The sequence below is a fragment of the Pontibacter ramchanderi genome (assembly GCF_002846395.1).
GTDB classification, from domain to species: Bacteria; Bacteroidota; Bacteroidia; order Cytophagales; family Hymenobacteraceae; genus Pontibacter; species Pontibacter ramchanderi.
The window spans coordinates 1-15695 of record NZ_PJMU01000006.1 but is presented as its reverse complement, the minus strand read 5'-3'; the positions used below and the strand labels follow the sequence as shown (position 1 = coordinate 15695).

The following is a 15695-nucleotide window of genomic DNA, read 5'->3' as shown; positions in this document are numbered from 1 at the left end:
TGTCCAATAGCATTATATAAATGCACACAGAAAAATTAAACGCTAGCTAGTCAGGGCATTAAACCATTCTTCTCATGTATAGTCTTTTATCTGATACCCGAAACAGGTATATTGTAAAACACGAATCTTAACCTAACCTAATCTTCCGCCCATTATGAGCAAAAATGTACGCTATGCCCGGCTGGCTACTCTGCTTCTGGCTGGTGCGCTTGTAGCACCACCTGCCTTTGCCCAGAGCAAGGAAAAAAAGAAGAAGAAAAAAGCCAAGCAGGAAGCCACTACCACACAGGCTGCACCAGCTGCTAAAAAAGACGACAACGGTGTAAAACCCTATGCCAGCGTCATCACCCCGAATGCTGTAACCGATGAGGGCCTGTTCAAGGTGCACCGCATCGACGATAAATACTATTACGAGATTCCGGACACGCTCCTGAACCGCGACATGCTCATGGTGAGCCGCATCGCCAAAACTGCGACCAATTTAGGCTACGGTGGCGAGGAGCTGAATCGCCAGATGCTGCGCTGGGAGAAAAAAGGCAACCGCATTTTGCTGCGCCTGATCTCTTACCAGAACGTGGCCAGCGACACCCTCGAGATCTTCCATTCAGTACAGAATTCCAACCTGGCCCCCGTTATTCAGGCATTTGATGTAAAAGCCTTCAACAACGGCGCCTCGGTGGTGGAAGTAACCGACTTCTTCTCGAAAGACGTGCAGGCTCTTGGTTTGAACAAGCGCCAGCGCGAGACCTATAAAGTGAAGCGTCTGGACGACAAGCGCTCCTTTGTAGAAAGCATCAAGAGCTTCCCGATCAACATCGAGGCCCGCTCGCTTATGACCTACGAGGCCACTGATCCGCCTGCCAACTCCAACGCCGGCACCATTACGGTTGAGCTGAACCACTCCATGCTCCTGCTTCCCAAAGTGCCGATGCCGGCCCGTCGGTTCGACGAGCGCGTAGGTTATTTCACCCTGTCGCAGACCGATTACGGTACCGACGAGCAGCGTGCCGCTAAGCGCCGCTACATTGTGCGCTGGAGACTCGAGCCGAAAGACAAAGAAGCCTATGCCCGTGGCGAACTGGTAGAGCCGATCAAGCCGATCGTATACTACATCGACCCGGCTACGCCAATGAAATGGCGCCCATACCTGAAACAAGGCGTGGAGGACTGGAACAAAGCCTTTGAGGCGGCTGGCTTCAAGAACGCCATCATTGCCAAGGATCCGCCTTCGCCAGAAGAGGATCCGGAGTTCAGCACCGAAGATGCGCGCTACTCGGTGATCCGTTACTTTTCATCGGAGACGCAGAACGCCTACGGACCGAACGTACACGACCCGCGCTCCGGTGAGATCCTGGAAAGCCATATCGGCTGGTACCACAACGTGATGAACCTGCTGCGCAACTGGTACTTTGTGCAGACAGCTGCCGTGAACCCGGATGCACGCGGCGTGAAGTTTAAAGACGAAGTGATGGGCGAACTGATCCGCTTTGTGTCGGCGCACGAAGTAGGCCATACCCTGGGTCTGCCGCACAACATGGGTTCCAGCGCCGCCTTCCCGGTAGAGAAGCTGCGCGACGCCAAATTCACAAAAGAAATGGGTACCGCCCCCTCTATCATGGACTATGCCCGTTTCAACTACGTGGCGCAGCCAGAGGACAAGGGTGTGGCGCTGATGCCAGGCATCGGTGTATATGACAAGCACTCTGTGAAGTGGGGCTATACCTACTTCCCGGAGATGAACGGATATGACAACGTGGCCAAGCTGTCGCAGTGGATCCTGGAGAAAGGCGACGACCCGATGTACCGCTTCGGCCGTCAGCAGGGCAACCCGGTTGACCCCTCTTCTCAGACAGAGGACCTGGGCGACGATGCCATGCTGGCCAGCCATTACGGCATCCTCAACCTGAAGCGCATCATGCCAAACCTGATGGAGTGGACGAAAGAGGAGAATAAAAACTACGACGACCTGCAGGAGATGTACAGCCAGGTGCTGGGCCAGTGGAACCGCTACATGGGCCACGTAACGGCGAACATCGGCGGCGTGTACGAAAACTACAAGACCTACGACCAGAAAGGCGACGTGTACGCAGCCGTGCCAAAGGAAAAGCAGCAGCGTGCCATGAAGTTCCTTAATGAGCAAGGCCTGGCCACCCCAACCTGGATGCTGGACCAGAACATCCTGCGCAAGATCGAATCGGCTGGTGCCGTGGAGCGTATCCGTACGGCGCAGGTGAACATCCTGAACAATGTGCTGGATCCGGGCCGTATGCAGCGCCTGCTCGAGTCGCAGGCGGCGCTTGGCAGCAAAACCTATACTTTGCCTGAGATGATGGCCGACCTGCGCAACGGCGTTTGGTCCGAGATTGGAAGCGGCAAAACCGTGGACATGTACCGCCGCAACCTGCAGCGCGGTTACCTCGACCGCATGGAGTTCCTGATGAAAGAAGAGCAGCCCTCTGTGCCTGCCAATGTGCGTGCATTTGCAGGCGTTACCACCGTGAAGGTATCCCAATCGGATATCCGGCCGATGGTACGCGGCGAACTGACTGCGCTCCGCAACCAGATCAGGGCTTCCCTGCCGAAGACATCGGACTCGATGACCAAGTACCACCTGCAGGACGCATTGGTGCGCATCGACAACATCCTGAACCCGAAAAGCTAATTTTCCTGTTTTTATGATGAAGAAAGCCCCGGCCACTTTGGCTGGGGCTTTTTATTTAGAACAGGGGTTGAATATTAAGAAAGATATCCTATGCAAAAAGTAGAACAATACCTGTGCGTACGGTAAAATCAAATAATTCCCGTAACTTTACAGCCCATAATGTTTAACCTAACTTATGGCTGCTAAATATATTTTTGTTACAGGAGGCGTTACCTCCTCACTCGGTAAAGGTATCATCTCCGCTTCTCTTGCTAAGTTGCTGCAGGCAAGAGGATTCTCTGTAACAATCCAGAAATTCGACCCCTACATCAACATCGACCCGGGCACGCTCAACCCTTACGAGCACGGCGAATGTTTCGTAACCGAAGACGGAGCCGAAACCGACCTGGACCTGGGACATTACGAGCGTTTCCTGAATGTGCCTACCTCGCAGGCCAACAACGTGACGACAGGCCGCATCTACCACCATGTGATCACACAGGAGCGTGAAGGTGCCTACCTGGGCAAAACGGTGCAGGTAATCCCCCACATCACCGACGAGATCAAGCGCCGCATGCTGCTTTTGGGCGAGTCCGGCGAGTTTGACATTGTGATCACAGAGATCGGCGGTTGTGTGGGCGACATCGAATCGTTGCCGTTTATTGAGGCGGTGCGCCAGCTGCGCTGGGAACTGGGCGTGAACGAAACCTGCGTGATCCACTTAACGCTGGTGCCCTACCTCAAAGCGGCGGGCGAATTGAAAACCAAACCGACCCAGCACTCGGTGCGCGACCTGTCAGAGGCAGGCGTGCAGCCCGACATTCTGGTGTGCCGCTCTGAGTACCATATCCCAACGGACCTGCGCAAAAAGATCGCGCTGTTCTGCAACGTAAAGCAAAATTCCGTGATTGAGTCGATTGACGCGGAAACAATCTATGATGTGCCGCTGCTCATGCGCAAGGAAAAACTTGACGAACGTGTGATCGCTAAACTGAAATTGCCACAGCGCAACGAGCCGGAGCTGGAGTCCTGGAAAGAATTCCTGGGACGCCTGAAGAACCCGACAGCTGAGGTGAACATTGGTCTGGTGGGTAAATACGTGGAGCTACCGGACGCTTACAAATCCATTGTGGAGTCGTTTGTGCACGCCGGTGCTGCCAACGAATGCAAAGTGAACATCAAGTGGTTCCAGTCAGAGAACATCAGCGACGAGAACGTGGCCGGTCTGCTGCAAGGTATGGACGGTGTGTTGGTGGCCCCTGGCTTTGGCGAGCGCGGTTTCAAAGGCAAACTGGAGGCTATCCGCTATGTAAGAGAATCGGGTATTCCGTTCCTGGGCATTTGCCTGGGCATGCAGTGCGCCGCCGTGGAGTTTGCCCGCAACGTGCTGGGGCTGGAAGGCGCCGCCTCTACCGAGATGGACCCGAACACGCCCTACCCTGTTATCGACATGATGGAGGACCAGAAGAACATTACCCAGATGGGGGGCACCATGCGACTGGGCGCCTATACCTGTGAACTAAAGAAGGGCTCAAAAGCATTCTCCATATACGGCAAGTCCAAGATTTCGGAGCGCCACCGCCACCGTTACGAGTTCAACAACAAGTACCTGGCCGACTACGAGAAAGCGGGTATGATGGCCACAGGCATCAATCCGGAAACTGGTCTGGTGGAAGTGATCGAGCTGCAGAACCATCCGTGGTTTGTGGCGGCGCAGTACCATCCCGAACTGAAAAGCACTGTGCTCAACCCGCATCCGCTTTTCGTCAAGTTTGTGAAGGCGGCCATGAATTACACAAAATCAAAAAAGTAAAACCAACACACATTATTTATTTCTCATTAAATGGATAGAAATCAAGCTATTGGCTTTGGATTGATTGCCGTGCTCCTGCTGGCTTACTCCTTCTTCTTCTCGGGAACGAACGAAGAAGCCAACACAACTGCATTTGACCAGACAGCCAAGGTAGAGCAGGTGCAGACGGGACCCGCTCCTGTAGCAGAAAACGATTCGCTGGCACAAGTCCGACGCGCCGCCACACTGGGCACCTTTAGCGCTGCAGGCACAGGCGAGGCCAGCACAGCAACCCTCGAAAACCAAAACATGACCGTGCGCTTCAACAGCAAAGGCGGTCAGGTAGAAGAGGTTGTGCTGAAAAACTACAAAGACTACAAGGGCAATACGCTGGTTTTGTTCGACCGTGAGAGCAGCCGCACCGACGTGCAGTTCACCACGAACGACGGCAAGAACATCCGTCTCTCCGATCTGTATTTTTCACCTTCGCAGGTGCAGACGGTGACGGTAGGTGACGTGCCTGCGCAAACCATCACGTACCGTGCCGACCTCGGCAATGGCCAGTCCATCGACCAGACCTATACCTTGTTCGACAACAGCTTTCAGGTTGGGTATAAACTGGATTTCAAAGGCTTGAACAACCAGATCAGTGGCGAAAACGTGACCATGGTCTGGAACGACCAGTTGAAGCAGCTGGAGAAAGACATGCCGCAAAACCGGGCCAAGTCGACTATCAATTACTACACGGCCGACGAGAGCTTTGATCACCTGTCTATTTCGGAAGGAACTGAGGCTGAAACCATTTCGGAGCCAATGAAGTGGGTAGCCAACAAACAGAACTTCTTCACAGCCGGTATTATTGCTACCAACACATTCTCAGGCGCCAAACTGGAGGCCGTGACCAACCCGGCAGATACGGCCGTTGTGAAAACCCTGAACTCCGAGATCCTGATCCCGACAGCTGACCTGTTAAGCGGCAAGGGTGAGTTTACGTACTACTTCGGTCCGAACGACTACAAGATCCTGAAGCACATGGGCAACGAGTTCAACAAGAACCTTGACCTGGGCTGGGGCATCTTCTCGTGGGTGAATAAACTCATCATCATCCCGGCTTTCGACTTCCTGGAGAATTACATTGGCAGCTACGGCATCATCATCATCCTGCTGGTGCTTTACATTAAGCTGATCCTCCTCCCACTGACCTACAAGTCGCACATGTCGATGGCGAAAATGAAGGTGCTGAAGCCTGAGATCGACGCCATTAAGGAGCGCAACGACGGTGACATGCAGAAAACGCAGATGGAAACCATGAAGCTGTACGGCGAAATGGGCGTGAACCCGCTGAGCGGCTGTATCCCGATGCTCCTGCAGCTTCCGATCCTGTTTGCGATGTTCAACTTCTTCCCGAACTCCATTGAATTACGCCAGGAGGCCTTCCTGTGGGCGGATGACCTCTCGACCTACGACGTGTTTGTGAACCTGCCGTTCACGATACCTTTCTATGGCAGCCACGTGAGTATGTTCACGCTGCTGATGACGGCCTCCACGATCCTCTATACCTGGTCAAATAACCAGATGAACGTGTCGATGCAGGGCCCGATGAAGTTCTACATGTACCTGATGCCAATCATCTTCATGTTTGTGCTGAATTCATTCCCAGCCGGACTTTCCTTCTATTATTTCGTGTCGAACATGGTGACCTTTGGGCAGATGTCGCTGATGCGTAAGTTCGTGGATGAAGACAAGATCAGAAGAAAGCTGGAGGAAAACCGCGACAAGCGCAAAGAGAAGAAGAAAACAGGTGGTCCATCGTTCACGGAGCGTATGCAGGAAGCCATGCGTGCCGCTTCCGAAAAGGAGCAGGAGCGCCGCAACAACCCGAAAGTGAAAAAGAAATAATTTCCCATACCTGAGAAAAAAGCCCCGACACAGATCGGGGCTTTTTTGTTTGACCATATTTGCTGATTTGCGTATAGCCCTGTACCTATATTAAAATCATGCGAAAGAATACACTACCCTACCTCCTGCTGCCTCTGTCGTTTATGGCGGTAGTGGGAGCAGCCTGCCAGCAAAAGGCAGAAGAAGAAAAAACGATTGCCAGCACACACCCCAAGCTGGAGGAGCACCTGCAACGCGACTCGGTACGCACACCCATTACCTCGGACGAGAACCCCGAACTTTACCAGCGCTACCGCCTGCGCATGGAGGCCTACCAGAGCGACGAGGCTTTTCGGGTGCAAGAGGCTTACAAAGGGCGTTTGGCACCACTCGATGAATCCAGCCATGCCGATGCCTCACAGTACCGCTCAGCCTTGCAGGAAGGTCTGAAACAAGGTATAAATTTTGCCGGCAGGTATACGGTTGTCACCGTTGGCTGCGGCACCACCTGTCAGGAGCATTATGTAGTGGACCGCCAGGATGGCAAAGTGCTCGACAAGTTGCAGAGCAGCACTGGCGCGCAGTTCAGTCCGGATAGCCGCATTTTTATCGTAAATCCGCCGGATTCGTCCCATAACTATGTAGAGTGCCCTTATTGCGAGCCAGCCGCCTATGTGCTGGAGCAAGGAAAATTTCGTAAACTACCGCAGGGACAATAGCAAAACGAATCGGTATGCACACACTGTCTATATTGCTGAAACTTAGCCTGGGACTGGGGTTTCTCCTGATGGCCAGCTGTAGCGCCACGCAAAAAGGCAGTGTGCAGGCATCGGCTATACCCTTGTTGCATTTCCAAAAAACACCCTGCCTGGGCACCTGTCCCTCCTACGAAGCCACGTTTTTGGAGGATGGCAGTGTTCGCTACATCGGTTATAGCCATGTTCCTGTGATAGACACAGTCACTTTCACGCTTACAGCGCAACAACTAAATGAGCTCCAGCAAGGTATCGCGCAGGTAGACATTAGCTCTCTGCGCGACACCTACCTGACCAATTGGAGCGACATGCCCGCCACAATCACGGCGTTTTATAAATCCGGAAAGGAAGCAAAGCGGGTAAAACAAGAGGAAGGTGGCCCCAAAGCCCTGCTAGATTTGCAGGATGGGGTGCATGGCCTGCTTATGTCTTTGGCTGAAGCGGAAGCCAAAAAGAGACTTCCCATCAGGTAAGCCAGGCATTGACGCAACCGACTCTCCTCTATTTATTTCTTTGCCTAACTGTCTTGTAATACCCTTCCCCACCTGGTCTGCTTTCCTGCTTCCATGGCGCTATAACACCCTGTATCTAAACAACACTAGGTTTAAATATAGAATAATAGCTGGCTTGCATTTGTAAAAAATCAATAACCAATCATAAGTCCGGTCGTAAAAAAAGAGAGACAAGCATAAGAAGTATATCAAAAAAATAATATTCAGGTATACTGTTTAATACCTTAACCAGGCTTAAGGCTATAATAAATTTTAATTCAGACTGAACTATATAGCTGTATAATTTTACACTATCTACCGAAGTCGATTTGATCTTAAAACAGTTCGGGTCGCTGAGGATCTTTTGAAAAAGTAAGGGTCTTTTTGCCCCGAACTCAGTAAAAAGGGAGAGTTTGTACTTTCCCATACCTAAAAAAGTTTGGGTAGTGGAGTCCCCAATGATTTTGAAGTGAAAAAGACTCCGATGAAGCATCTAACACTCATTACTATGGAAAAACAAACCGTAATAGGCATTTTTAAAGAAGGTATAGACGCACAGGCCGCCGTGCAGAAACTGGAAAGTACCCATCACATCGGCCGTGAGAAAGTAGATATAGCCAACCCCGCCTCGCTATCGAACAGGCATGTGGGCAGTAGCACAACAACAGACAAGGACAATGTAAGCGGCTTTTTCGGCTCGCTGTTCGGCCAAAACGAGGAGGCCACCAAACACACCCAGGCCGCCCGTAAAGGCTGGGTGGTGACCGTGCATGCTGATTCCAGAAAAGAAGCTGAGCAGGCCGCAGCCGTGCTGGACTCTTGCGGCGCCGTGGACGTGGATGAGCAAGCCTCCGCCCCTCAGGCAGGTATGGAAAGGCCGCCACAAGGTACCGCACACACCAGAACCGGCCATACGGGTGATGCCGGCCAGACCATTCCGATTATGGAGGAGCGCATGAACGTTGGCAAACGCGAAGTGGAACGTGGCGGCGTTCACATGAGAAGCCGCATTGTGGAACGCCCCGTGGAAGAGCATCTGCGCCTAAGGGAAGAGCACATCGACATTGAGCGCAATAAAGTAAACCGACCTGCCACCGACCGCGATTTCCAGAACTTCAAAGAAGGCGAAATCAACATCACGGAGCGCGCCGAGGTACCTGTAGTAAACAAGGAAGCCCGCGTGGTGGAAGAGGTAAAGATCAACAAACACACAGAGGAGCGCGATGAAACCGTACGTGGCACCGTGCGAAAAACTGATGTGGACATTGACAAACTGGACAGAGACAGAGACTTGCGAAACCCTGGTAAGGACACGGGTAATCCCAGAAACATTTAAGGGAAAATGAAGCAGTTAAGGCAACAGGCAGTCAGGGTTGGCTGCCTGTTGTTTTTTAGGCTATTATGCGCCCATGACGCAGCCAAAGGCCCGGAACTATACCTGGTCCCGACCGTAGTAAATGGATGAAGCTAAGCCCCATACACCATGAGCAAGAAAACAGACAAACTGAAATCAGAATTTGACGAGAAACTACGCGAAGGCCATGCCAGCAGTCCGCTGGAAGAGCGGGATATACAAGATGAGTACGGCCGTGACGAGCGCGAAAAACTGGATGTTGACATTGCTTATAGCAAAACCATCCCTGTCATTGAAGAGCAATTGCACGTTGACAAAGAGGTGAGAGACACGGGTAATGTGCGCGTTGCCAAGGAGGTGCACCGGGATCAGGTAGATCTGGATCTGCCGATCATACATGAAGAAGCGGAGATAGAGCGGGTGAAAGTGAATCAGTACGTGGACACACCTCCCCCACCCGTGCGTTACGAAGGAGACAAAATGATCATACCTGTGCTGAAAGAGGTTCTTGTCGTAGAGAAGCGCCTGCTGGTAGTGGAAGAGATACACGTAACCAAACGCCGCACTGCCGAACCTAACACAGAGCACGTGGAGTTGTTGCGGGAGGAAATAAGGGTGGAGCGCAAGAGAAGCAACCCAGACGAGCGCCCGCGCTGATCGGATGGATTGCATAAAACGATGACGGTTTAAAATATATAGTTCCACGGGGCGTTATATACCAGAAAAGCAATAAAAGCACAGGGGTCCGGCAGCTTACCAGGCAGTCGGGCCCTTGTGCTTTTATGTCGCTGAAAAGGCGTTTATCTGTTCAGCTACCCCATTTTAGGCGTCTCCCTCCGGAATGTGGATAACCCCTGAAATCGTGGATAAAAATATACGCCTTCGGGCGTGGAACATCACGCGTTCTGTGCAAAAAACATTATCTTTGTAAAAGTTCTATACCCTGAATGGGTTAAGAGATAAAAAAATGCAAACTATGGAAATAACGTATTACGGACAGTCCTGCTTTCTTTTTACGATCGGTGAGCACCGCATTCTTTTCGATCCGTTCATTTCGCCAAACGAGCTGGCCAAGGCCATTGACGTAGACAGTATTAAGGCAGATTACATTTTGCTTTCGCACGGCCACCAGGACCACGTGCACGATGCCGAGCGCATTGCCAAGAACAACAATGCGACCATTGTAGCCAATTTCGAGATCGTGAGCTGGTATCAGGAGAAAGGTATAGAAAAGACCCACCCGATGAACACCGGTGGTAAAGTAACACTGCCGTTTGGTACCGTGAAAATGGTGAACGCCGTGCACTCCAGCTCTTTGCCGGATGGCACCTACGCAGGTATAGCCGGCGGATTTGTGGTGGAAACAGAGAACCAAACATTTTATTTTGCCGGTGATACGGCCCTTACCTACGACATGAAGTTGATCCCGGAGCAGTTTGACCTGGATTTTGCCCTGTTGCCGATCGGCGACAACTTTACCATGGACATCCACGATGCCCTGGTAGCGGCCGACTTCGTGCAGGTAGACAAGGTGATCGGCATGCACTACGATACCTTCCCTTATATTAAAATAGACCATGAGGAAGTGAAGGAAGTAGCCCAGATGGCCGGCAAGGAACTAATATTGATGGAGATAGGTCAGACTATAAACCTATAATTTGTAGATGGGAAAAATAATAGCGGTTGCAAACCAAAAGGGTGGCGTAGGCAAGACCACCACAGCCATAAATCTGGCTGCTAGCCTGGCAGCCCTCGAATATAAGACATTACTCGTCGATGCCGACCCGCAGGCCAATGCCACATCGGGTCTCGGCTTCGACCCGGCCAGCATCACCACCAGCATCTATGAGTGCATGGTGGAGGACGTCACCATTCAGGACATCATCCTGACCTCGCCCAACATCGAGTACCTGGATCTGATTCCATCGCACATCGACCTGGTGGGCGCTGAGGTGGAGATGATCAACGTACCCAACCGGGAGGAGAAAATGCGCGAGGCGCTGGCCCCGCTCAAGGAGGTATACGATTTCATCATCATCGACTGCTCCCCTTCGCTGGGTCTGATTACGGTGAACTCGCTGACGGCGGCTGACTCAGTGATCATACCGGTGCAGTGCGAGTACTTCGCGCTGGAGGGCCTGGGCAAGTTGCTCAACACGATCAAGATCATTCAGTCGCGCCTGAACACGGAACTGGCCATTGAGGGCATTTTGCTGACGATGTACGACGTGCGCCTGCGCCTGAGCAACCAGGTGGTGGAAGAGGTAAAGACCCACTTTCAGCAGATGGTGTTCGACACCATTATCCCAAGAAACGTGAAGTTGAGCGAGTCGCCTAGCTTTGGTATACCTGCCCTGCTGCACGACGCAGAGAGCAAGGGCGCCATGAGCTACCTGAACCTCGCCCGTGAGATAGCAGAGAAGAACAGCGTTGCGCTGGCGAAATAACCTGACCATTACATGTCTGATAACAAGAAACAAGCACCCCTACGCAAAGGCGGCCTTGGCCGGGGCCTGGGCTCGCTGCTGGAGGGGAACAAGTATACCGGCAAAACGGCCGAATCGACCACCCTTAACGAAGTCAATACCATCGCAGATATAGCCATTGACCAGATACAGACGAATCCCTTCCAGCCGCGTACGCACTTTGACCAGACGGCGCTGGAAGAACTGGCGGAGTCTATCAAAATCCAGGGCATCATTCAGCCCATCACGGTTCGTCAGCTCGACCAGAGCAGCTACCAGCTGATATCGGGTGAGCGCCGTTACCAGGCAGCCAAAATGGCCGGCCTGACCACTATTCCTGCCTACATCCGCAAGGCCGACGACCAGCAGATGCTGGAGATGGCCCTGATAGAGAACATTCAGCGCGAAAACCTGAATGCGATTGAGATTGCCCTCTCCTACCAGCGCCTGCTCACCGAGTGCAGCCTGAAGCAGGAAGAGCTTGGCGACCGCGTGGGCAAGAAGCGCACCACGGTGACCAACTACCTGCGCCTGCTCAAGTTACCGCCCGATATTCAGATTGCCCTGCGCGACAACGTGATCAGCATGGGCCACGCCCGTGCGCTCATCAACATCGACACCATTGACAAACAACTCGAGATCTTCCGTAAGGTGGTAGCCGAAGAACTGTCGGTGCGCAAGGTAGAGGAGCTGGTACGCAACGTGCAGAACGCCAGCAAGAAGCCGGATATGCAACAAAAACTGGTGTTCAACAAGTATGATGAAGAATTAAAAGGAGTTGAGAAAAAGCTTTCTTCGCAATTTGGCACCAAGATTCTGGTAAAGGCTAACAACGACGGCAAGGGCGAGATCAAGATCCCATTTGTATCGGTGGACGAGCTGAACCGTATATTGGAGATTCTGAACTACTAAGAGAACAGCATGAGGTTAGCGCCCGGTATAGCTTTATTTGTAGTATTGCTTTTTACGCAACTGCTTCCAACGCAAGCCAGGGCGCAAGTTGTCACATCCGGACCTGATTCGGTGCTGGTGCTCACCTCCGAAGCAGATACCGCCCAGCAAAAGCAGTTTTTCCTGAGCGGTTTCAAAAACCTGGGACGTCCCGGCCGGGCAGCTCTTTTTTCGGCTGTTATTCCCGGAGCAGGCCAGGTATACAATGGCGCCTGGTGGAAAGTGCCCATCATTTATGCTGCAGGCGGTGCGCTGGGTTATTTTATCATCGACAACAACAACAAATACCAGGACTTCAGGGCGGCACTGAACCTACGCACAGGCCAGAGCGATCAGTTTATCGAAATTCAGGACGCTTATTATGATGATCCTGTGTATGGCGCCAATACGCAGCGTGGCACACAAAACCTGCGCTACAGCCGCGATTTTTACCGCCGTAACCGCGACCTGACCATCATTCTGTCCGTGCTGGCCTATGGCATGCAGATTGCCGAAGCTTATGTGCACGGTCATTTGCGTGAGTTTGACGTGAGCGACAACCTAAGTATGCGCGTTCAGCCCGATGTGTTTCGCACACCTGCCACTAATGGCGTAACGCCCGGACTCACCCTTACTTTATATACCCGAACCAAATGAGAATCCTACTGATTGGCTATGGCAAAATGGGGAAAACCATTGAGCAGATGGCCCTTGCCAAAGGCCATCGCATAGCTGGTACCATTGACCATACCAACGCCGAAACGCTGAGCAGCTATACCCCTGAAAACACGGATGTAGCCATTGAGTTTACGCATCCGGAAGCCGCCTTTGGCAATATTTCCTACTGCCTGAAACAAGGTATACCGGTTGTTTCTGGCTCTACTGGCTGGCTTGACAGGTATAGCGAAGCCGTGCAGCTGTGCCAGGAAAACAAGGGGGCTTTCTTCTATGCTTCCAATTATAGTGTGGGCGTTAATTTGTTTTTTCATTTTAACGAATATATTGCCAGTAAAATGCAGGCATACCGGGAGTACAGTGTCTCCATGCGCGAGATTCATCACCTCCAGAAGGTAGACAAGCCCAGCGGCACAGGTATAACCGCCGCTGAAGGTATATTGGCGAATTACCCGCACCTGACTGGCTGGGCGGCCGATGATGATGCTGACAAGAAGCAGCTGAACATTGTGTCGGAGCGTGAGCCCGATGTAGTGGGTACTCACATTGTGACCTACGAATCGGAAGTAGACAGAATAGAACTGGGCCACATTGCCCACAGCCGTGCCGGATTTGCCGAGGGTGCCCTGATGGCGGCTGAGTGGCTGCAGGGCAAACAGGGAGTATATGGCATGAAAGACATGCTCAACCTATAGTTACAAAACGCTTGATAGATGAGAGTAAAGTTTTGGGAGAAGAAACCCGTTAGCAAGGCGCCAAAAAAGAAAAAGAGCTTTGCTCGTGAGTGGGGCGATGCCATTCTGTTTGCTGTTGTGGCAGCCAGTTTGATCCGCTGGGCTACTTTTGAGGCCTACACCATCCCGACGCCCTCTATGGAGAAGTCGCTGCTGGTAGGTGACTTCCTGTTCGTGAGCAAGCTACACTACGGTCCGCGCACGCCCATCACGCCGCTGCAGGTACCGCTCACGCACCAAACCATCTGGGGCACCAACATCCCCTCCTACTCCGACGCCATCCAGCTGAAGTCGTACCGACTACCTGGTTTCTCTGAAGTGAAGCGCAACGATGTGGTGGTGTTCAACTACCCGCCGGAGGAGCAGCATCCAGCCGACCTGCGCACCAACTACATCAAGCGTTGCATCGGTATTGCCGGCGACTCGATCGAGATCCGCGACATGCAGGTATACATTAACGGGCAGGCTGCAGAGAACCCGGAGAAGATACAGTACAAGTACTTCCTGTCTACGGAGCAGCGCCTGGCCGAGAAGTTCTTCCTCGAGCGTGACATCACCGACGTGATCCAGTGGCAAGGCGGTTACATCGTAGACACTTCCCCTGAAAAGGCTCAGGCGCTTGCACAGCTTGACTTTATTAAAGAGGCTACCCTGCTAATGGACCAGGCTGGAAAAGGCGATGCCGAAGTGTTCCCGCATGTGCCGAGCAAGTATGAGTGGAACAAAGACAACTTTGGTCCGCTCTACATCCCGAAAGAAGGCGCAACTGTGGCCATTACGCCGGAGACGCTTCCTTTTTACGAAAAGGTGATCCTGGGCTATGAGCACAACGAAAACGCCGAGGTGCGTGACGGTAAGCTATACCTGGACGGTGCCGAAGCCACGAGCTATACCTTCAAGCAGGACTACTACTTTATGATGGGCGACAACCGTCACAACTCCCTCGACTCCCGCTACTGGGGCTTCGTACCAGCCGACCACATTGTAGGCAAGGCCGTCATGATCTGGATGTCCACTGACCCCTATGGCGGCTTCCTTGACAAGATCCGATGGAGTAGATTGTTTAAAACGATTGAGTAAGGTATAGCAGGTATAGAAATGAAACCGCCAGTTCTGAAAGGAGCTGGCGGTTTTTTCATTATGGGTTAATGATATTTGGTAAATGAAATATTGTATATTTGGTATAGAACAGTAGAGATTTACTGTTAAGTAGATATAACTCCATACATAGTGCAGATAGTAGGAGTAGCTACTCCTGCTATACTCTAGTTAGCGGATATTCAAAATATAAGAACATAATGAATATAATTATACCTGGCTTACGCAACTCTGACGAAAATCATTGGCAAACTATCTGGGAGAATGAAAATCCAGAAGAGTTTTTCAGGGTTGTGCAGTCAGACTGGGAAAACCCTAACTGTAGCGAATGGACTAACAGAATTGAAGAAGAGCTTAAAAAATTCAACTATGAACAGCTTGTTTTAATTGGTCACAGTGTTGGGTGTGTTACTATAATCAAATGGTTTGAGAAATACGGTCACAAAGTGAAAGGTGCCTTATTTGTAGCACCAAGTGACGTGGACAAACCAGGCTATCCAGAGTATATTACAGGCTTCAATCCCATGCCTGAAAATAAGCTGCCCTTTCCTACAATAGTGGTAGCAAGCTCGAATGACCATGTTGTTGAGATTGAAAGAGCAAGGCTGTTTGCCAAAAACTGGGGAAGTGAGTTTGTTGAATTAAAAAATGCAGGGCATATAGAAAGTAAATCTGGATTTGGGAAGTGGGATTTTGGTCTTGAACTAATCAATAAAATAGAAAAACGAACCGCTAACCCAGCACAGGCTTAACTCTCGGCTATCGCCTCACCTTAGCCTGTACAAACCGTTGGCGGTAAGATTAATTAAAAAAATGAAAGCAATACTAAAGGCAAAGCATTGGCAGATATTTCTTATTCTAATGCTGTTGTCTTTCATCGGA

14 protein-coding genes are annotated in these 15695 nt (G+C 51.6%); all 14 read left to right on the top strand.

What is annotated here, in order from left to right; genetic code table 11:
* The first annotated feature begins 154 nt into the window (after positions 1-154).
* The 14 genes from BD749_RS18815 (at position 155) to BD749_RS18745 (ending at position 15565) form a co-directional block, all read left to right on the top strand.
* Positions 155-2662, top strand: coding sequence for a zinc-dependent metalloprotease (locus BD749_RS18815; protein WP_101447411.1), 2508 nt, complete (start codon positions 155-157; stop codon positions 2660-2662).
* A 175-nt stretch (positions 2663-2837) separates the two neighbouring features.
* On the top strand, positions 2838-4454 hold the full coding sequence (locus BD749_RS18810) for a CTP synthase (RefSeq protein ID WP_101447410.1): 1617 nt from the start codon (positions 2838-2840) through the stop codon (positions 4452-4454).
* Between the two features lie 30 nt (positions 4455-4484).
* Positions 4485-6332, top strand: coding sequence for a membrane protein insertase YidC (yidC, locus tag BD749_RS18805; protein ID WP_101447409.1), 1848 nt, complete (start codon positions 4485-4487; stop codon positions 6330-6332).
* 98 nt (positions 6333-6430) lie between these two features.
* On the top strand, positions 6431-7030 hold the full coding sequence (locus BD749_RS18800) for a hypothetical protein (protein ID WP_101447407.1): 600 nt from the start codon (positions 6431-6433) through the stop codon (positions 7028-7030).
* 14 nt (positions 7031-7044) lie between these two features.
* A complete protein-coding gene (locus BD749_RS18795) occupies positions 7045-7539 on the top strand; it encodes a DUF6438 domain-containing protein (protein WP_101447405.1) in 495 nt (164 codons plus the stop codon).
* A 526-nt stretch (positions 7540-8065) separates the two neighbouring features.
* A complete protein-coding gene (locus BD749_RS18785) occupies positions 8066-8893 on the top strand; it encodes a YsnF/AvaK domain-containing protein (protein ID WP_101447401.1) in 828 nt (275 codons plus the stop codon).
* 147 nt (positions 8894-9040) lie between these two features.
* The gene (locus BD749_RS18780) at positions 9041-9568 is read left to right on the top strand and encodes a YsnF/AvaK domain-containing protein (RefSeq protein WP_101447399.1); all 528 of its coding nucleotides are present in this window, start codon (positions 9041-9043) and stop codon (positions 9566-9568) included.
* Positions 9569-9887: 319 nt separating this feature from the next.
* Entirely contained in the window at positions 9888-10568 is a 681-nt protein-coding gene (locus BD749_RS18775; RefSeq protein WP_101447397.1) for a metal-dependent hydrolase, read from the top strand.
* Positions 10569-10575: 7 nt separating this feature from the next.
* Positions 10576-11358, top strand: a complete 783-nt coding sequence (locus tag BD749_RS18770; RefSeq protein WP_101447395.1) for a ParA family protein — start codon at positions 10576-10578, stop codon at positions 11356-11358.
* 12 nt (positions 11359-11370) lie between these two features.
* Positions 11371-12288 carry a ParB/RepB/Spo0J family partition protein gene (locus tag BD749_RS18765; protein ID WP_101447394.1) on the top strand — a complete coding sequence of 306 codons (918 nt, stop codon included), beginning with the start codon at positions 11371-11373 and terminating at the stop codon, positions 12286-12288.
* A 9-nt stretch (positions 12289-12297) separates the two neighbouring features.
* Positions 12298-12963 carry a DUF5683 domain-containing protein gene (locus BD749_RS18760; protein WP_101447393.1) on the top strand — a complete coding sequence of 222 codons (666 nt, stop codon included), beginning with the start codon at positions 12298-12300 and terminating at the stop codon, positions 12961-12963.
* Positions 12960-13676, top strand: a complete 717-nt coding sequence (gene dapB / locus BD749_RS18755; protein WP_101447392.1) for a 4-hydroxy-tetrahydrodipicolinate reductase — start codon at positions 12960-12962, stop codon at positions 13674-13676. Before BD749_RS18760 ends, dapB begins: the two co-directional genes overlap by 4 nt.
* An 18-nt stretch (positions 13677-13694) precedes the next feature.
* On the top strand, positions 13695-14795 hold the full coding sequence (gene lepB, locus BD749_RS18750) for a signal peptidase I (RefSeq protein ID WP_101447391.1): 1101 nt from the start codon (positions 13695-13697) through the stop codon (positions 14793-14795).
* 218 nt (positions 14796-15013) lie between these two features.
* Entirely contained in the window at positions 15014-15565 is a 552-nt protein-coding gene (locus tag BD749_RS18745) for an RBBP9/YdeN family alpha/beta hydrolase (protein ID WP_101447389.1), read from the top strand.
* Positions 15566-15695 lie beyond the last annotated feature (130 nt).